The sequence below is a fragment of the Nocardiopsis metallicus genome (assembly GCF_014201115.1).
Lineage (GTDB): Bacteria > Actinomycetota > Actinomycetes > Streptosporangiales > Streptosporangiaceae > Nocardiopsis > Nocardiopsis metallicus.
In genome coordinates this window covers 5,757,165-5,774,059 of record NZ_JACHDO010000001.1, presented here as the reverse complement: position 1 = coordinate 5,774,059, position 16,895 = coordinate 5,757,165, and the positions used below count along the sequence as shown (strand labels likewise).

At 69.4% G+C, this 16,895-nt stretch carries 15 protein-coding genes, 2 tRNA genes and 1 other RNA gene; 11 read left to right on the top strand and 7 right to left on the bottom strand.

The window, feature by feature from the left end:
- Positions 1–94: 94 nt before the first annotated feature.
- Positions 95–190: signal recognition particle sRNA small type (ffs, locus tag HNR07_RS25280), an RNA gene on the bottom strand.
- A gap of 107 nt (positions 191–297) precedes the next feature.
- On the opposite strand from ffs, the gene HNR07_RS25275 reads away from it, so the two are divergent.
- Together HNR07_RS25275 and HNR07_RS25270 are read left to right on the top strand one after the other, a co-directional pair.
- Positions 298–385 (top strand) — tRNA-Ser (locus HNR07_RS25275).
- A 342-nt stretch (positions 386–727) separates the two neighbouring features.
- Positions 728–1,360 (top strand): maleylpyruvate isomerase family mycothiol-dependent enzyme, encoded by a 633-nt coding sequence (locus HNR07_RS25270; protein WP_184367085.1) that lies wholly within the window; start codon positions 728–730, stop codon positions 1,358–1,360.
- Positions 1,361–1,433: 73 nt separating this feature from the next.
- Here HNR07_RS25270 and HNR07_RS25265 read toward each other — a convergent pair whose 3' ends face one another.
- Positions 1,434–3,173 carry a pyruvate dehydrogenase gene (locus tag HNR07_RS25265; protein ID WP_184367084.1) on the bottom strand — a complete coding sequence of 580 codons (1,740 nt, stop codon included), beginning with the start codon at positions 3,171–3,173 and terminating at the stop codon, positions 1,434–1,436.
- A gap of 228 nt (positions 3,174–3,401) precedes the next feature.
- Here HNR07_RS25265 and HNR07_RS25260 point away from each other — a divergent pair, with 228 nt between their 5' ends.
- Both HNR07_RS25260 and HNR07_RS25255 read left to right on the top strand, forming a co-directional pair.
- A complete protein-coding gene (locus tag HNR07_RS25260; RefSeq protein ID WP_184367083.1) occupies positions 3,402–5,417 on the top strand; it encodes an NADPH-dependent 2,4-dienoyl-CoA reductase in 2,016 nt (671 codons plus the stop codon).
- A 62-nt stretch (positions 5,418–5,479) separates the two neighbouring features.
- On the top strand, positions 5,480–6,043 hold the full coding sequence (locus tag HNR07_RS25255; protein ID WP_184367082.1) for a PadR family transcriptional regulator: 564 nt from the start codon (positions 5,480–5,482) through the stop codon (positions 6,041–6,043).
- A gap of 41 nt (positions 6,044–6,084) precedes the next feature.
- Here HNR07_RS25255 and HNR07_RS25250 read toward each other — a convergent pair.
- The 4 genes from HNR07_RS25250 to HNR07_RS25235 all read right to left on the bottom strand — a co-directional run bounded on the left by HNR07_RS25250 (position 6,085) and on the right by HNR07_RS25235 (position 7,728).
- Positions 6,085–6,172 (bottom strand) — tRNA-Ser (locus HNR07_RS25250).
- 10 nt (positions 6,173–6,182) lie between these two features.
- Complete coding sequence (locus HNR07_RS25245) at positions 6,183–6,635, bottom strand: nucleoside deaminase (protein ID WP_184372649.1); 453 nt, start codon at positions 6,633–6,635, stop codon at positions 6,183–6,185.
- Between the two features lie 61 nt (positions 6,636–6,696).
- Positions 6,697–7,185 carry a tRNA adenosine deaminase-associated protein gene (locus HNR07_RS25240; protein WP_184367081.1) on the bottom strand — a complete coding sequence of 163 codons (489 nt, stop codon included), beginning with the start codon at positions 7,183–7,185 and terminating at the stop codon, positions 6,697–6,699.
- A 42-nt stretch (positions 7,186–7,227) separates the two neighbouring features.
- A complete protein-coding gene (locus tag HNR07_RS25235) occupies positions 7,228–7,728 on the bottom strand; it encodes a tRNA adenosine deaminase-associated protein (protein WP_039830929.1) in 501 nt (166 codons plus the stop codon).
- Positions 7,729–8,052: 324 nt separating this feature from the next.
- Here HNR07_RS25235 and upp point away from each other — a divergent pair, with 324 nt between their 5' ends.
- The 6 genes from upp to abc-f all read left to right on the top strand — a co-directional run bounded on the left by upp (position 8,053) and on the right by abc-f (position 13,153).
- Positions 8,053–8,706: a uracil phosphoribosyltransferase gene (upp, locus tag HNR07_RS25230; protein ID WP_184367080.1), complete on the top strand. Its 654-nt coding sequence runs from the start codon at positions 8,053–8,055 to the stop codon at positions 8,704–8,706.
- 423 nt (positions 8,707–9,129) lie between these two features.
- Complete coding sequence (locus HNR07_RS25225) at positions 9,130–9,372, top strand: hypothetical protein (RefSeq protein WP_017579420.1); 243 nt, start codon at positions 9,130–9,132, stop codon at positions 9,370–9,372.
- Positions 9,373–9,772: 400 nt separating this feature from the next.
- Complete coding sequence (locus HNR07_RS25220) at positions 9,773–9,937, top strand: hypothetical protein (protein ID WP_017579421.1); 165 nt, start codon at positions 9,773–9,775, stop codon at positions 9,935–9,937.
- Between the two features lie 21 nt (positions 9,938–9,958).
- Entirely contained in the window at positions 9,959–10,468 is a 510-nt protein-coding gene (locus HNR07_RS25215) for a PH domain-containing protein (protein WP_026116316.1), read from the top strand.
- Between the two features lie 261 nt (positions 10,469–10,729).
- Complete coding sequence (locus tag HNR07_RS25210) at positions 10,730–10,969, top strand: hypothetical protein (protein ID WP_017579423.1); 240 nt, start codon at positions 10,730–10,732, stop codon at positions 10,967–10,969.
- A 498-nt stretch (positions 10,970–11,467) separates the two neighbouring features.
- Positions 11,468–13,153 (top strand): ribosomal protection-like ABC-F family protein, encoded by a 1,686-nt coding sequence (abc-f, locus tag HNR07_RS25205; protein WP_184367079.1) that lies wholly within the window; start codon positions 11,468–11,470, stop codon positions 13,151–13,153.
- A 665-nt stretch (positions 13,154–13,818) separates the two neighbouring features.
- Here the strand turns inward: abc-f and dnaB are convergent.
- Positions 13,819–15,171, bottom strand: a complete 1,353-nt coding sequence (dnaB, locus tag HNR07_RS25200) for a replicative DNA helicase (RefSeq protein ID WP_184367078.1) — start codon at positions 15,169–15,171, stop codon at positions 13,819–13,821.
- 346 nt (positions 15,172–15,517) lie between these two features.
- Here dnaB and HNR07_RS25195 point away from each other — a divergent pair, with 346 nt between their 5' ends.
- Positions 15,518–16,867 carry an MATE family efflux transporter gene (locus HNR07_RS25195; RefSeq protein WP_184367077.1) on the top strand — a complete coding sequence of 450 codons (1,350 nt, stop codon included), beginning with the start codon at positions 15,518–15,520 and terminating at the stop codon, positions 16,865–16,867.
- The last annotated feature ends 28 nt before the right edge of the window (positions 16,868–16,895 follow it).

The window sequence follows — 16,895 nt, the reverse complement described above, 5'->3', positions numbered from 1 at the left end:
CCTCGGTCCCATTCAACCCCTTGGCAGTGACAACTCGCGCAGGGTCGGGGAAACCGGAAGGGGGCGGCACTGGGGCGAAAGACCCCCAGAAACAAGAAAGGACCCCCCGCGCACCCGCCAGAGCCCACTTATCCTTGCTGCCTTCCGGCCCTGGGGAGGTTCATAGGGTGACGCCGCACGAGGGGTCTGCCCCGAGTGTATCCGAACCACGGCCCCCCGCAACCCGGGCCGGACGCCCTCCCGAGCCCTGTTCACACCCGTTCGAACCACTCCCGGGAAGCCTGTACAGTTGTCCGTGGAGGATTCGCCTAGTGGCCTAGGGCGCACGCTTGGAAAGCGTGTTGGGAGCAATCCCTCAGGGGTTCGAATCCCCTATCCTCCGCCACAGCCCACCAGGGCAGGCGAAAGGCCCCGACCGGAACACGGTCGGGGCCTTCGTCGTTGTTGGTCTCGGTTTCGGGCCCGGTCGGCCATCGTGGAACCGCCCGGCGACGCAGCGGTGGATCCGGGACGGCCCCGAGGTGTGCCGGAGTGCCGCCGGGTCGTACCTCCGGCCAGGCGGACGAAGCCACCAGCCCACGTCGCCGCCCTCTCCCCGGCCCCCGGACAGCACCCGGTCGGGCCCACCGCTGTCGCGATCATGCTCATTCACGGTGATCCTATTGACGCCGGGTGAGCTGAATGGTCCTTTGTACGGGAATCTTGCCGTTCTACGAGGAGGTACCCGGTGGGTCCCGAGGAGTGCTGGCGCATCATCGAGAAGGAGCGGCTCGAACTGGCCGACCTCCTTGGCGAACTGGACGAGTCCCAACTGAACACCGCCTCGCTGTGCGAGGGATGGCGGGTCCGCGACGTGGCCGGGCACCTGGCCGGGGTGGCCGATCCACCCTCCCCCGGCCGGATGCTCCTGGACGTCGTGCGCGCCGGAGGCAGCTTCCACCGGCTGAACCGCGACTCGGCGATACGCAACGCCGATCGGCTCGGCCCACGACTGGCGGATGAACTGCGTGCGCTGGCGGCCTCACGACGGCTGCCAGCGGTCACCAACTACCGCAACACCCTCTTCGACGTCCTTGTCCACGGCCAGGACATCTCCGCCCCCCTCGGCATCACACGGGTGATGCCTGTCGAGGCCGCTTGCGCGGGCGCGACGCAGGTCTGGTCGATCGGTTTTCCCTTCCACGCGCGGCGACGGCTGGACGGCCTCCGACTGACGGCCACCGACGCCGACTGGCAGGTGGGGTCAGGCGCGGAGGTACGCGGCCCGATCCAGGCCCTGCTGCTGTTCCTCACCGGCCGCACCACTGCACTGGACTCCCTGTCCGGGGCGGGCATGGAGGCGTTCCGGACCAGCCCCTGACCCCCGAACGGCGAGGCGCCCCGGATCCGTGGACGGGTCGGCCTGGTCGCACGGCGGCCTGCGGGCCAGCCCTCTACGGCCTCGGGATGTTGCGGAGGTTGGAGCGGGCCAGGTCGATCATCGAGCCCACCCCGCCCCTGAGCACCGTGCGGCCCGCGGACAGGGCGAAGCCGGTGACCTGGTCGGCGGTGACCTTGGAGGGCATCGACAGCGCGTTGGGGTCGGTGACCACGTCCACCAGCACGGGCTCGTTCGCGGTCAGCGCCTGGTGCAGCGCCTCCCGCACGTCCTGCGGGTCCTCCACCCGGATGGCCCGCATGCCCACGGCCTCGGCGACCTTGGAGTAGTCCACCGGGGCGTGGTCGGTCTCGAAGGCGGGCATGCCGTCCACCATCATCTCCAGCCGGACCATGCCGAGCGAGGAGTTGTTGAACACCACCGTCGTGATGGGCAGGCCGTGCTGCTGGACGGTGATCAGCTCGCCCAGGAGCATGCTCAGGCCGCCGTCGCCGGACATGGACACGACCTTGCGGTCCGGGGCGGCGTAGGCGGCCCCGATGGCGTGCGGCAGGGCGTTGGCCATGGTGCCGTGGGTGAAGGAGCCGATCACGCGGCGGCGGCCGTTCGGGGTGAGGTAGCGGGCGGCCCACACGTTGTTCATGCCGGTGTCGACGGTGAACACGGTGTCGTCGGGCGCCAGGGAGTCGAGGATGCTCGCCACGTACTCGGGGTGGATCGGGGTGTGGTGTTCGATGTTCTTCGTGTAGGCGTCCACGACCCTGGTCAGGGCGCGTTCGTGGCGGCGGAGCACGTCCTTGAGGAAGGTGTCGTCGTCCTTGCGGCGGACCGACGGGCGCAGGGCGCGCAGGGTCGCGGCGACGTCGCCGTGCACGCCGAGCTGGAGGGGGACGCGACGGCCCAGGCGGCGCGGGTCGTGGTCGACCTGCACGACGTTGCGCTTGGGCAGGAAGTCGTCGTAGGGGAAGTCGCAGCCGAGCAGGACGGTGAGGTCGGCCTCCTTGAGCGCCTCGTAACAGGCGCCGTAGCCGAGCAGGCCGATCATGCCCACGTCGAACGGGTTGTCGTACTGGATCCACTCCTTGCCGCGCAGGGTGTGCCCGACCGGGGCGTTGACCCGCTCGGCCAGGGCCATGACCTCCTGGTGCGCATGGCGGACCCCGGCGCCGCAGAACAGGGCGACCGTGTCCGCCTCGTTGATCCGCCGGGCGAGCTCGCGGACGTCGTCCTCACCGGGCCAGGCGGTGGCCTGCCCGGCGGTGACGGGGGTGGTGTCGGCGGGGCCTGCGGCCTTCTGTCCGGCGATGTCCCCGGGCAGGACGAGCACGGCGGCCCCCGGGGTGCCGAGGGCGTGCTGGATCGCTATCCGGGCCAGCCGGGGCATCTGGTCGGGGTGGGCGACCAGCTCGCGGAACTCGGTGACGTCGCCGAAGAGCCGTTCGGGGTGGGTCTCCTGGAAGAACCCGGTCCCGATCTGGTGCGAGGGGATGTGCGAGGCCAGTGCGAGCACGGGGGCTCCGCTGCGCTGGGCGTCGTAGAGCCCCTGGACGAGGTGGGTGTTCCCCGGTCCGCAGGATCCCGCGCAGACGGCGAGTTTCCCGTCGATCTGGGCCTGCGCGGCGGCGGCGAAGGCGGCGGCCTCCTCGTTGCGCACGTGCACCCACTCGATGCCGTCGGTGCCGTGGACGGCGTCCACGACCGGGTTGAGGCTGTCGCCCACGACCCCGTAGATACGGGTGACCCCCGCGGCGAGCAGCGTGCGTACGAGTTGTTCGGCGACGGTGTTCCTGCTCATGACGGACCCTCCCGGGCAAGGCGCGACCGGGGGCCGGACCTGTCACCCCCGGTCCACGCTAAGAGCGCCCGGCCCCGATCACCCGCACCGCCACACCGCGACGGTCGGGAGCGCCCGAACAGCGACCGGTACTTCACGACCCCCTCGCGATTCATTGTGCAACTTGTTGCATAATGAAGATGGGTCGGCAGGACACCGGCCCAGAGGCACCCCGCGCGAGGAGACTTCATGAGCGAGTACCCCCACCTTCTGGAACCCCTGGACCTGGGCTTCACCACCCTCAGGAACCGCGTGATCATGGGCTCCATGCACGTCGGCCTGGAGGAGGCCCCCGGCGGTTTCGAGAGGATGGCCGCCTTCTACGCCGAACGCGCCCGCGGCGGGGTCGGCCTCATCGTCACCGGCGGGATCGCCCCCAACCCCGAGGGCGCCACCTTCACCGGCAGCGCCAAGCTCACCAACGACGAAGAGGTCGCCGAGCACCGGGTGATCACCGAGGCCGTGCACCGCGACGGCGGCAGGATCGCCATGCAGATCCTGCACACCGGCCGCTACGCCTTCGGTGAGGACTCCGTCTCCGCCAGCGCCCTCCAGGCGCCGATCAGCCCCTTCGTGCCGCACGCCCTCACCGATGAGGAGATCGAGCGCACCATCGGGGACTTCGTCCGCTGCGCCGAGCTCGCCCAGCGCGCCGGGTACGACGGCGTCGAGGTCATGGGCTCCGAGGGCTACCTCATCAACCAGTTCATCGCGCCCGCCACCAACAAGCGCGAGGACCGCTGGGGCGGTTCCTTCGACAACCGCGTCCGCCTCCCCCTGGAGATCGTCCGCCGCGTCCGCGAGCGCGTGGGAACCGACTTCATCCTCATCTACCGCCTGTCCATGCTCGACCTCGTGCCCGACGGCTCCACCTACGACGAGGTCGTCGAGCTCGGCAAGCGCGTCGAGGCCGCGGGCGCCGACATCATCAACACCGGCATCGGCTGGCACGAGGCCCGCGTCCCCACCATCGCGACCTCCGTGCCGCGCGGTGCCTACACCTGGATCACCCAGCGCCTCAAGAAGGAGCTGACGGTCCCGCTGGTGGCGGTCAACCGCATCAACACCCCCGAGATCGCCGAGCGGATCATCGCCGAGGGCCGCGCCGACATGGTCTCCCTCGCCCGCCCGATGCTCGCCGACGCCGCCTTCGTCGCCAAGGCCGAGGCCGGCAAGGCGGAGGAGATCAACACCTGCATCGGCTGCAACCAGGCCTGCCTGGACCACACGTTCAGCCTCAAGATCACCTCCTGCCTGGTCAACCCGCGCGCCTGCCACGAGACCGAGCTGGTGCTGTCCCCCACCCGGACCCGTAAGAACGTGGCCGTGGTCGGCGCGGGCCCCGCCGGGCTCGCCTTCTCCGTGTCCGCCGCCGAGGTCGGCCACAGCGTCACCCTCTTCGACTCCGCGGCCGAGATCGGCGGCCAGCTCAACATGGCCCGCCGCGTACCCGGCAAGGAGGAGTTCAACGAGACCCTCCGCTACTTCCGCGTCCAGCTCGACAAGCACGGCGTGGACCTGCGGCTGAACACCACCGTCACCGCCGGTGACCTCGACGGCTACGACGAGGTCGTCCTCGCCACCGGCGTCACCCCACGTACCCCGCCGATCCCGGGCGTGGACCACGCCAGCGTGGTCAGCTACGTGGACGTGCTGCGCGGCGGCGCCGAGGTCGGCGAGAAGGTCGCGATCATCGGCGCGGGCGGCATCGGCTTCGACGTCGCCGAGTTCCTCACCGACGGCGGGGACGGCGCCAGCCAGGACCCGGACACCTTCTTCCGCCTCTGGGGCGTGGACACCGACTACAGGGAGCGCGGCGGCCTGGGCACCCCCGAGCGGCCCGCCCCGCCCCGTCAGGTCCATCTGCTCCAGCGCAAGACCAGCAAGGTCGGCAAGGGCCTGGGCAAGACCACCGGGTGGATCCACCGCCTGGAGCTGCGCCACCGCGGCGTGGAGATGGTCGCGGGCGCCGAGTACCGCCGGATCGACGACGAGGGCCTGCACCTGACCGTGGACGGCGAGGAGCGGGTGCTCGACGTCGACACCGTGGTGGTGTGCGCCGGCCAGGACCCGCGCCGGGACCTGGCCGAGGAGCTCACCGCCGCCGGGCGCACCGTGCACCTGATCGGCGGCGCCGACGTCGCCGCCGAGCTGGACGCCAAGCGCGCCATCAAGCAGGGCACCGAACTGGCCGCCGCCCTGTAAGCCCTCCGGGTGGGTGGGCCGACCGGTCCGCCCACCCACCCGGCCCTACCTAGAATGCGCTCATGTCCCTGCCCCACGCGATACTGACCGCCCTGCTGGAGAAGCCCTCCTCCGGACTGGAACTCACCCGACGCTTCGACCGCTCCATCGGGTACTTCTGGTCCGCCACCCACCAGCAGATCTATCGCGAGCTGGGCAAGCTGGAGAAGGCCGGGCACATCCGGGCGCTGCCCACGGACTCGCCCGCCCGGGGCCAGAAGAAGGAGTACGAGGTGCTGGCCCCGGGCCGGGAGGAGCTGGAGCGCTGGGTCGGGCAGCGGGAGGAGCCGCGCGCCCTGCGCGACCCCCTGATGCTGCGCCTGCGCGCGACGGGGGTCGTGGGAGTGGGCGAGGGCCTGGTCGAGGAGCTGCGCCGCCACCGTGCGCTGCACGCCGCCCGGCTGGCGGAGTACCGGGAGTTCCAGCGGCGCGACGCCGCCCGCGGCCACGGGACCGAGCGCGACCGGGTCCAGGGGCTGGTGCTCCAGGGCGGTATCGACCTGGAACTGTTCTGGGTGAACTGGCTGGACAAGGCCATCGACGGCCTGGCCGGCCCCGAGCACACGCCCGCTTCGCAGGTCGGCTGAACGCACAAGAAACCGCCCCCGGCTGTGCCGGGGGCGGCTGGTGGCGGTGGATGAGGGATTTGAACCCTCGAAGGGTTGCCCCTTACCCGCTTTCGAGGCGGGCGCCATCGGCCACTAGGCGAATCCACCGAGACGTACTCTACCGGACTCGGCGCCGTGCGAAAAATCGAATCAGCAGCTCCGAGCACCTTTCGGCGATGTCTTTGCTGATCAGGTCGGGCGGAACTACTTCCGGACGGTGGTTCTGCCGGGGGTCCCGTACCAGATCCCACACCGAACCCGCCGCGCCCGCCTTGGCGTCGCGCGCCCCGTAGACCAGGCGGCCCACCCGGGAGAGCACGGCGGCCCCCGCGCACATCACACAGGGCTCCAGGGTGACCACCAGGGTGCATCCGGACAGCCGCCAGCCGCCGTGCGCCTCGGCCGCCGCGCGCAGCGCCAGCACCTCGGCGTGCCCGGTCGGGTCCCCGTCCGCCTCGCGCGTGTTGTGCCCGCGGCCCAGGACCGCTCCGTCGGGCCCGAGCACCACCGCACCCACCGGGACGTCGTCGGTGGCCAGGGCCAGCTCGGCCTCGGCCAGGGCGTCGAGCATCGCTCCGTCGACCGTGCCGCGATCGAGTTCGGGCAGGCCGTCCCCCCGGTCGCTCACCCGGTCACAGCCTCATCGAGTCGAGCAGCTCGGCGAAACCGGCGCGCTCGGCGACCACGGCGAGCACGTCGCTGGGCAGCACACCGCCGCCCACGGACAGGTCGGAGAGCTCGTCCTCGGTCACGCCGAGGTCGGTGAGCAGGTCCCCTTCCCCGTCCGGCCTGGGATCGGGGCGCGCGCCCGCGCTCTCCGCGGGCACCGGGGCACCGAGTCCGCCCGCTTCGGAGAGCACCCCGGCCAGCGGATGGTCGTGCACCACCCGGCCGTCGGAGAGGTAGACCCTCGGATCCGGATCGGACTCGTCCACCCGGACGACGGCGAACCACTCGTCGTCCGCCTCCATCAGGAGCAGGGCCAGCTCACTGCCCCAGTCCGTGGCGAGGTCCATCATGAGGTCGGTGATGTCGTCGATGACCTCCACGTCACCGAGATCGACCTCACTTCCCCGCCACGTCTTCCCGTTCGGAGCGAAGACGGCTGCGAAGGTCGACACCGCGTGCCCTCCTGTCTCTCCTGGTCGTTTTCCAGGCGATCCCTACCCCATGCCGTCCAGGACACGCTGGAAGGACTGGGCGAATCCCAACCGCTCGGACACGCTGGCGAGCACCTCGTCCGGGTACAGGTCGAGGTCGCCGGCGAGAGCGCCCAGCTCCATCTCGTCCAGGCCCAGGTCCGCGACCACGGACAGGTCGCCCGCGGGCAGGACCTGGTCGAGGTCGTCGTCGTCCGGGAGGTCGATGTCCAGGTAGTCCAGGACGTCCCGGGCGACCTGCCAGTCGACCGAAGCGGTGACATCGGACAGGAAGAGGGAGACCTCCCCGCCGTACACCCGGACGATGATGAAGAAGTCGTCGCCGACCGACACCAGCCCGAGGGATCCGCTGATGCTCGGCTGCTGGCGCAGGGCGTGGATGAGCCCCTTGAGATCGTGCGTCAGCGCTACGGGGAGCAGGTCGACATCCCAGTACTCCTCTTCCCTGTACGCGACGGCCGCGAAGTCACCCGAGTCGTCGTCACCATGATCGAGCACTGTCATCGTCACCCCAACCCGGACGGTGTTTCGGTGCGGACGAGTGGAGTCCGGCTCGCCCGTGCGAGTGCCATGGTAACGATCACCCTCACCTCGCCGTAGCCCCTTGTCCGCCGGAGAACGCCCTAACGCTCTCACGAGAGGCGCCTCTCCCGCGCCCCCGTGAGCGATCCCATGCACACCCGTTCCCCACCGGAGACCCCAGCGACAGCGAATCCGGGGGTGTGGCGGCCCTGTTGCGCCCTGATCCGGGTGATACGCGCGGTTAGACTCGGGCAGGCCCCTCCCCCCGTCAACCGTCCCGTTATCCCAGCTCACCCGGAGAACGTTTTGGAAACCCTGGTCGTCGACCACCCCTTGGTCGCGCACAAACTGACCACCCTGCGCGACGTGCGGACCGACTCACCGACCTTCCGACGGCTGACGGACGAGCTGGTCACCCTGCTCGCCTACGAGGCGACGCGGGACGTGCGCGTGACAGAGGTCACCATCGAGACCCCGCTCGTGGAGACCACCGGCATCCAGTTGACGCGTCCCACCCCGCTGGTGGTCCCGATCCTGCGCGCCGGACTGGGCATGCTCGACGGCATGACCCGCCTGCTGCCCACCGCCGAGGTCGGCTTCCTGGGCATGGCGCGCGACGAGGAGACCCTCCAGCCCGCCACCTACGCCGACCGGCTCCCGCAGGACCTGTCGGGCCGCCAGTGCTACGTGCTGGACCCGATGCTGGCCACCGGCGGCACCCTGGCCGCGGCGCTCAAGCTGCTCGTGGAGCGCGGCGCCGACCACATCACCGCGATCTGTCTGCTGGTGGCGCCCGAGGGCCTGGTGGCCGTGGAGCAGAAGCTGGTCGAAACCCTGCCCGACGACCACGGCGCGACGCTGCGGGTGGTGACCGCGGCGGTGGACGAGCGGCTGAACGAGAACGGCTTCATCCTCCCGGGGCTCGGCGACGCGGGAGACCGTCTGTACGGCTGCTCCTGATCTCAGGTTCCCGTCACAGGGGCACAAGCGCCCAACCGGATCACCGGTTGGGCGCTTTTTCGGTTCTTTTTGGGCCGGGGTGAATGAACGCCCGAAAATCGGGCATTGGTCCCATCGTGCGCACACCTCCGGGGCGTTGCCCCAGGTCGAGCCCGCTGGGTCGGGCACCGAGCGACACGGTGCTGCATTAGCCGAATTCATTTCGAGATTGGAACGTAACAGATTAGAGTGATCATGGTTCCTGACCACCCGTAACCGGGTGCATGCCAGACCGAAACCACCCCACAAGGGGCCTAGCCCACTGATATCAGAACCCCGCCGCCTGTTTCCGGCGCGGAGCTCCGACCACCCTCCAGTGGCTACGCAAAGCCCCCAAGCGCACACGCGCCGTGCTGTTCCGCCCTCGCAGCCCTAAGGAGTGAGATGCCCGAGAACCCCTCCCCCTCGACAACCCCGGCCGCCCGCGACCACCACTTCAGACCCGTCATCAGTCGCCTGTCCTCCGAGTTCTCCGAGGTGCACCACTCCTCCACCGTCTCCCGCTGCGTGGACGCGGCCAGACACGGCGCCCAGGACGTGACCGGACGGGCCACCCCGGACCTCGTGGAGCGGATCGCCCGCCAGCACCTCCAGGTGCTGGCCCTGGCCTTCGCGGAGCAGCGTTAGACCCTCCTACGGCCGCACGCCCCTGGCGCTCCCCCCGCGCCGGTTTCGGGCGCGCGCTCCCTCCCTCTTCGGAACGTGAAGAACCGGGTTCCCTGTCGTCTCACTCCCTGCGTCGGCGGACCCCTCCTCGGAACCCGGCACCGTTCCCGGGCGCTCCCCACCCCCAGCAGCCGACTCAGGACCCAATTTTCACCGCCCTGACCTGCGCAAGAACGAAAACTCTTTCCGGACCGTCTTTCACTGAGTTACCAACACCACCGGAACCGGACACAACCCGCAAGCGTCGAACGTCCGACATAACGCCACGCCGAGGGTGCGCTCCAGGCTTTACGGGCATGATGGTCGGTGGGACAATCACTGCTGGGTTGGTGGGTCAGGTGGATTCCAAGGGGAGTCAGTCGTGGCGAAGTTGAAGAAATGGGGCGGTTACGCGCTCATCGCTTTCGTGGCGTTTTATCTGCTCACGCAGCCAGAAAGCGCGGCCGGAGTGATTCAGAGCGGACTGGATCTCCTGGTGGGTGGCGCAGAGTCGATGTCCCGGTTCGTCAACACGCTGCTGTCGTAGGCGGGGAATGGGTCGGGTGTCATGAAGCTCGTAGCCTCGAGCAATGCGGCTCCAGCATCGGTGAACCGCTATCTCCTGCCCCATGAGCAGGACGTCGTGACCATCCGTCGCCACCCCGCGGTCCTCATCGGACCGGTGGGTGCGGTTCTGGCGGCCCTGGTCTTCGCGGCCATCCTGAGCAGGACGATCGGCGCCAACAGCAACGCGACGCTGGCCCTGGTCTGGTGGCTCTGGCTGCTGGTGCTGGTGTGGTTCGTCTGGCGGGTCGCCGAGTGGTCGGTCGACTACTTCGTGATCACGTCGGCGCGACTACTGCTGACCACGGGGCTGATCACCCGGCAGGTGAACATGATGCCGCTGGGCAAGGTCACCGACATGCGGTTCGAGAGAACACTGCTCGGCCGCTTCCTCGGGTACGGCACCTTCGTGATGGAGTCCGCCGGTCAGGACCAGGCGCTCAGCAGGATCGCTTTCATTCCCTACCCCGAGCAGCTCTACCTCGAGGTCGTGGGACTGATCTTCAAGGAGTAGCCGGGCCGCATACCCGACCACAGTCGTTCGCGAGGCACCCGTCCAGGTGGCGGGTGCTTTCTCGTGCCCGGGGACCGGTTCTGGGCACGGCCCGGCTCTAGGACGGAGCCTGGCTCCCGACCTGTTCACCTTCCGTTCACCTTGGAAACCCAGAACCCCCGACAGGCCTGCGCAGTGGCCGACCTGACACGGGGCCCGATTGACTTCAAGGTGAACATAGGGTTAACTTGGGTCATCTGATAAGGAAACGAGGAGGGCTACATGGCACGCAGGACCGAAAACGGGCCGCACCTCACTCGCTCCGTGACCACCTCCAGGCGCACCAGGTCCGCCGCTGCGAGCCGTCGGCTCTCCGGCCTGACCCCCGAGCCCGCGCTGGTACCCAAGCCGCGCGCGGACCACGAGAACGCCGACACGACCACTTCGGAGCACCCGATCATGCACTGGGTCCTGGTCACCGACGACAACGGCCGCACCCGGCCCGAGGCGCGCTGGCTCTAAGCAGCCACCGACGCAGCCCGAAGGGCCGTTCAGCACAACCCCGAGGGGCCGCCCGCCATCCGCGCGGGCGGCCCCTCGTCATGCCCCCGGATCTCACTTTCCGAAACCGCTTCATCGCTATGTCGACAAAGCGGCAAGGAAATAAACCCTGATTCGGATGTCCTTATATGAGGCGCACGACGACAACCGAGAGTGATGCCCGTCTCATCCGAACGCCTTGACGCTTTCTGAAACGAGACGTATCGTCTCATACATGAGGCTTTACATCTTCCTGTGACCAGCGCCGGACGCCCGCGTTCCGAGTGAGCACCCACCGCCACCGCGGTGTCGCGCCCGCTCCGCTGGCGTCGCCCTGCCGCGGTCGCGTACGGACAGCCTCATGCACCCTTTTTCGGACCACCGGCACACCTGTGTGTTCGTGCCCGAAACCTCTGGCTCTCCTCGGCGACCCATGGCCCCGACCACCATCGGCCCACCACGCAGACCAGGAGAGACCCCATGCTCGATACCCGACTCCAACGCCGCTCCCAGCTCGCCCTGAACCAGATCAGCAAGCGCTACGGCGACCAGACCGTCCTCGACCGCGTCAGCCTCACGATCAGCCCCGGCGAACGCGTCGGCGTGATCGGCGACAACGGCTCCGGCAAGAGCACCCTCATACGCCTCCTCGCGGGTGAGGAGGAACCCGACAACGGGGAGCTCACCGTCCGGGCCGCGGGCGGTGTCGGCTACCTGCCCCAGACCCTCGAAAGAGTCTCCGGCGGGATACCGAACGGCACCGTCGGCGACGCGATCGACGCCGCGCTCCAGGAACTCCGGGACCTCGAAACCCGCATCCACCGGGCCGAAGCGACCCTCGGCGACGCGACACCGGAGGAGCTCGACGCCTACGGCGACCTCCTGACGGAGTTCGAGGCACGCGAGGGCTACGACGCCGACGCCCGTGTCGACGCCGGCCTGCACGGCCTGGGCCTGCCCGGCCTGGACCGGGACCGTCCGCTGCGGACGCTGTCCGGCGGCGAGCGTTCGAGGCTGGCACTGGCCGCGATGCTGGCCGCCTCACCCGAACTCCTCCTGCTGGACGAGCCCACCAACGACCTGGACGACCGCGCGGTCTCCTGGTTGGAGGAACGGCTCCGAAAGCACCGGGGCACCGTCGTCGCCGTCACCCATGACCGCGCCTTCCTGGCCGGGGTGACCGACACCGTCCTCGAAGTGGACGCGGACACCCACCAGGTCAGCCGGTACGGCAACGGGTACGACGGGTTCCTCGCCGCGAAGGCGGCGGCCCGGGCCCGCTGGCTCCGCGAGTACGAGGACTGGAAACAGGACCTGGCCAGGCAGCGGCGGCTGGCCGACAACCACATCGCCGCGCTGCAGGCGATCCCGCGCAAGATGGAGAAGGCGGCGTTCGGCCACGGCGCGTTCAAGATGCGCGGCGCTGCGCACGGTTCCATGGGCCGGATCCGCAACGCCAAGGAGAGGTTGGCCCGACTGACCGCACAACCGGTGGCGCCGCCCCCGGTCCCGCTCCAGATGAGCGCCGAGTTCGCCGGCCCCCTCACCGACGAGGAGGCGGCGGGGGCGGACCCGATCCCGGTCGCCGAGCTGGAACGGGTCCGGGTGGACCACCGGCTGGACGTCCGGGCACTGTCCCTGGCACCCGGTGAACGGGTCCTGGTCACCGGCCCGAACGGGGCGGGCAAGACCACCCTGCTCCGAGTCCTGTCCGGGGAGCTGCTCCCCGGGTCCGGCCGGACGGCCCTGCCGGAGCGGATCGGCCTGCTCCGGCAGGAGGACGCCCCGGTACCCGCAGGGCAGACCGTGCTCCAGGCCTACGCGGCCGGACGCCCGGGCCGGCCGGAGGGTTACCGGAACGAGCTCGCCGCACTCGGACTCTTCCGGGTCGGAGACCTGGACCAGACGGTGGCCTCACTGTCCGTGGGGCAGCGCCGCAGGATCGAGGTGGCCCGGATGACGTCGGGCGCCCACGACCTGCTGCTCCTGGACGAGCCCACCAACCACCTCTCCCCCGGCCTGGTGGAGGAACTGGAGGAGGCGCTGGCCCACTACACGGGCGCCCTGGTACTGGTGACACACGACCGGATGATGCGCGAACGCTTCGTCGGCCGTCACCTGGAACTGCACAAGGGCACCGTGATCGCCGACTCCGAGGAGAGGTGATGTCGACCGGGCGCTATGTCGACGAATCTCTTTGTCGACATTTTGGCCAGTACATAAGTCGACTTATGTACTGGCCAATACCTGTCCGTGAGCCCAGCGCCACCGCCGTGCCCACGGACAGGTTGACCGGGAACACTCACGACCAGAGCAGGTCTTCGACGCTCACCCACCGAGAAGACCGCGCCGACGCGCTGCCCGAGCCGCTCCGCGACCAGGACCACTCGCAGGCTGCGATCCCGCACACCAGCGAGGCGGCACCGAACCCGGCGAGCAGGGTGTTCCGCCCCCGCCGAGACCGTCTCCGCCCGCATCGAGGCCGAGCTGGGCGATCGGCGCTCGATCCACCCGAGCGCCTACGAGATCATGACCCACCTGGTCACGCAGCCGGGACGAACGCCTCGGTCCGAGGCCTGCCGCGCGCTCACCCGCTCACAGCCCCCACATCTCCCGCCTGGTCAACCAGACGCAGATCCGAGGTCTGGTGGACCGCGCACGCGCGGCCGGGGACGGCCGCGCCTTCCATATCCAACTCCCCCGGGGCGGCCGTGTCTGCACCGAGACCTCGAAGACCCCGGTCGGCACCCCCGCAGAGGAGACCGGCGCGCCCACCCCGCTCACCGGCCTCCTACCGGAACCCGACAGACAACAGTCGACAAGTCGACGGGTTAACCCGGAGCCATGTCGACGAATCGGCTGTAGTGGCCCTGGAAGGCGACGGTCACGTCGGCGGTGGGGCCGTTACGGTGCTTGGCCACGATGATGTCCGCCTCGCCCGCCCTCGGCGACTCCTTGTCGTGCACGTCCTCGCGGTAGAGCAGGATCACCATGTCCGCGTCCTGCTCGATACTGCCCGATTCGCGAAGATCAGACACCTGTGGGCGCTTATCGGTGCGTTGTTCCGGTCCACGGTTGAGCTGGGACAGCGCGACCACCGGCACCTCCAGCTCCTTGGCCAGGAGCTTGAGCGAACGCGACATCTCGGAGACCTCCTGCTGACGGCTCTCCACCCGACCGGGCGAGCTCATCAACTGGAGGTAGTCGACGATCACGAGCTTGAGGTCGTGCTGCTGCTTGAGGCGGCGGCACTTGGCCCGGATCTCCATCATCGACATGTTCGGGGAGTCGTCGATGAACAGCGGCGCGCCGGCCACCTCGCCCATCCGTCTGGCCAGCCGAGCCCAGTCGTCGTCGGTCATCAGACCGGACCGCATGGTGTGCAGCGGCACCCGTGCCTCGGCGGAGAGCAGACGCATGACGATCTCGTTGCGCCCCATCTCCAGACTGAAGAAAACGGACGCCATATCGTTCTTGATAGACGCAGCACGCGCGAAATCCAAAGCCAGGGTGCTTTTTCCAACGGCCGGCCTCGCGGCGATGATGACCATCTGGCCGGGGTGGAGGCCGTTGGTGAGGGCGTCGAAGTCGGCGAAACCGGTGGGGACACCGGTCATGCTGCCGTCGTTGGCGCCGATCGCCTCGATCTCGTCCAGGGCCCCGGGCATGATGTCGCCCAGGACCACGTAGTCCTCACCGGTGCGCTTCTCCGCGACCTTGTAGATCTCGGCTTGGGCGTGGTCGACGAGGTCGTCCACCTCGCCGTCGCCCGCGTAACCGATCTGCGCGATGCGGGTGCCGACCTCGACCAGGCGGCGCAGAACGGCGCGGTCCGAGACGATCTTGGCGTAGTAGCCCGCGTTGGCCGCGGTGGGGATCGCCTCGGTGAGGGTGTGCAGGTACGGCGCCCCGCCGACCCGGGTGGCCTCGCCGCGCTTGGTCAGCTCCGCGTTGACGGAGATGGCGTCGACCGGTTCGCCCCGGGAGAAGAGGTCGACGACGCTCTCGTAGATGATCTGGTGCGCCGGGCGGTAGAAGTCCGCGGAGCGGATGATCTCGACGACCTGGGTGATGGCGTCCTTGGACAGCAGCATGCCGCCCAGGACGCTCTGTTCGGCCTGGATGTCATGGGGTGGGGTGCGCTCGTATCCGCCTTCTTCAGGTGGTTGCTCAGCGACACTCACGAACTTCTCCCCACACCGGCCGCGTGCGCCGACCCGGATCTGGCCGACCCTTCCAGGATGCCCCATCCCGGGTGCCGAAGGCGCCGCGCGGGGCACCTGTGGACACGTCCTTACCACCACATCCGAAGCCCTGTGGGGCATTGCGCGCAGAGGTTATGCACATCACCTGTGGATAACTTTGCCGCGAGTCGCCCATAGCCCATTTGAACTGGGAAAACGCAGCCGTGACCAGGACGTGCAAGATGTCTCACAGGGCGGCTTTCCACAGGTTATCCACAGGCTTCGACGACCCTGTGGACAACGCCACAGCGGCACTCGAACGCCTGTCCGGTACTGTGGCTCCGTCATGGCAACTCTGCTCTCGGCGTCCCCCTTCCGGCACCGTCACGACCGTGAGATCTTCGCTCTCGCCGTCCCCACGTTCTTCGCGCTCATCGCCGAACCCCTCTTCCTGCTCACCGACTCCGCGATCGTCGGCAGCCTGGGCACCCGGGCATTGGCCGGACTCGGAATCGCCGGGCAGGTCCTGCTGACCCTGGCCGCGGTGTGCGTCTTCCTCGCCTACGGAACCACCGCCGCAGTGGCGCGCAGGTTCGGCGCCGGTGACGTCCCCGGCGGTGTCCGGGACGGGGTGCACGGGCTCTGGCTCGCGATCCTGCTGGGGATCGCCGCGATCGGGATCGGCTGGCCGCTGGGGCCGTGGATGATCGAACTCCTGGGCGCCTCGCCGGAGGTCACCCCCTACGCGCTCACCTACCTGCGGATCAGCCTGCTGAGCACACCGTTCCTGCTGATCGTCATGGCCGGGACCGGGGTGCTGCGCGGCCTACAGGACGCCCGGACCCCGCTGCTGGTGGCGGTCGCCACCTACATCGGCAACGCCGTACTGTGCGCGCTCCTCGTGTTCGTGTTCGACTGGGGCATCGCCGGTTCGGCCTGGTCGACGGTACTCGCCCAGGGGGCGGGCGCGTTCTGGTACGTGGGCGTGATCGCCCGGTCGGCCCGGCGCCAGGGCGTCTCCCTCCTGCCGACCCCGACCGGGCTGCGCGCCTCGGCCTCGGCCGGTTTCGCGCTGTTCCTGCGCAGTGTGTCGATGCGCGTGGTGGCGCTGGTGACCACCGCCGTCGCTGCCCGGCTCGGTGACGAGTCGATCGCCGCGCACCAGGTCAGCTACAACATCTGGGCCCTGCTGGTGTTCGCGATGGACGCCATCGCCATCGCCGGGCAGTCGATCGTGGGCCGCTACCTCGGCGCCGGTGACGTGCGCGGGACCAAGGACTCCACCCGCCGCATGGTCGAGTGGGGCGTGATGTCCGGGCTGGTGTTCACCGCCGTGGTGTTCCTCGTCCTGCCCTGGGCCCACATCCCCTTCACCTCGGACCCCCGGGTGGCCTCGCTGATCATGGCCTCCCTCGTGGTGGTGGCGCTGATGCAGCCGCTCAGCGGGGTGACGATGGTGCTGGACGGCGTCCTCATGGGCGCCGGTGACCAGCGCTACCTGGCCTGGGCGTCCCTGTGGACGATGCTCGCCTACCTGCCGTTCGCCCTGGTCATCCCCCGGCTCGCCACCTCCGAGGTGGGGGGCCTGGTGGGGCTGTGGATCGCCTTCGCCGTGTGGATCCTGGCCCGCGCCCTCACCCTGGGTCTGCGCGCCCGCGGCGAGGCCTGGCTGGTCACCGGCGCGACCAGGCACTGAGGCGTTCGGGCACGGAGACCGTTCGGGC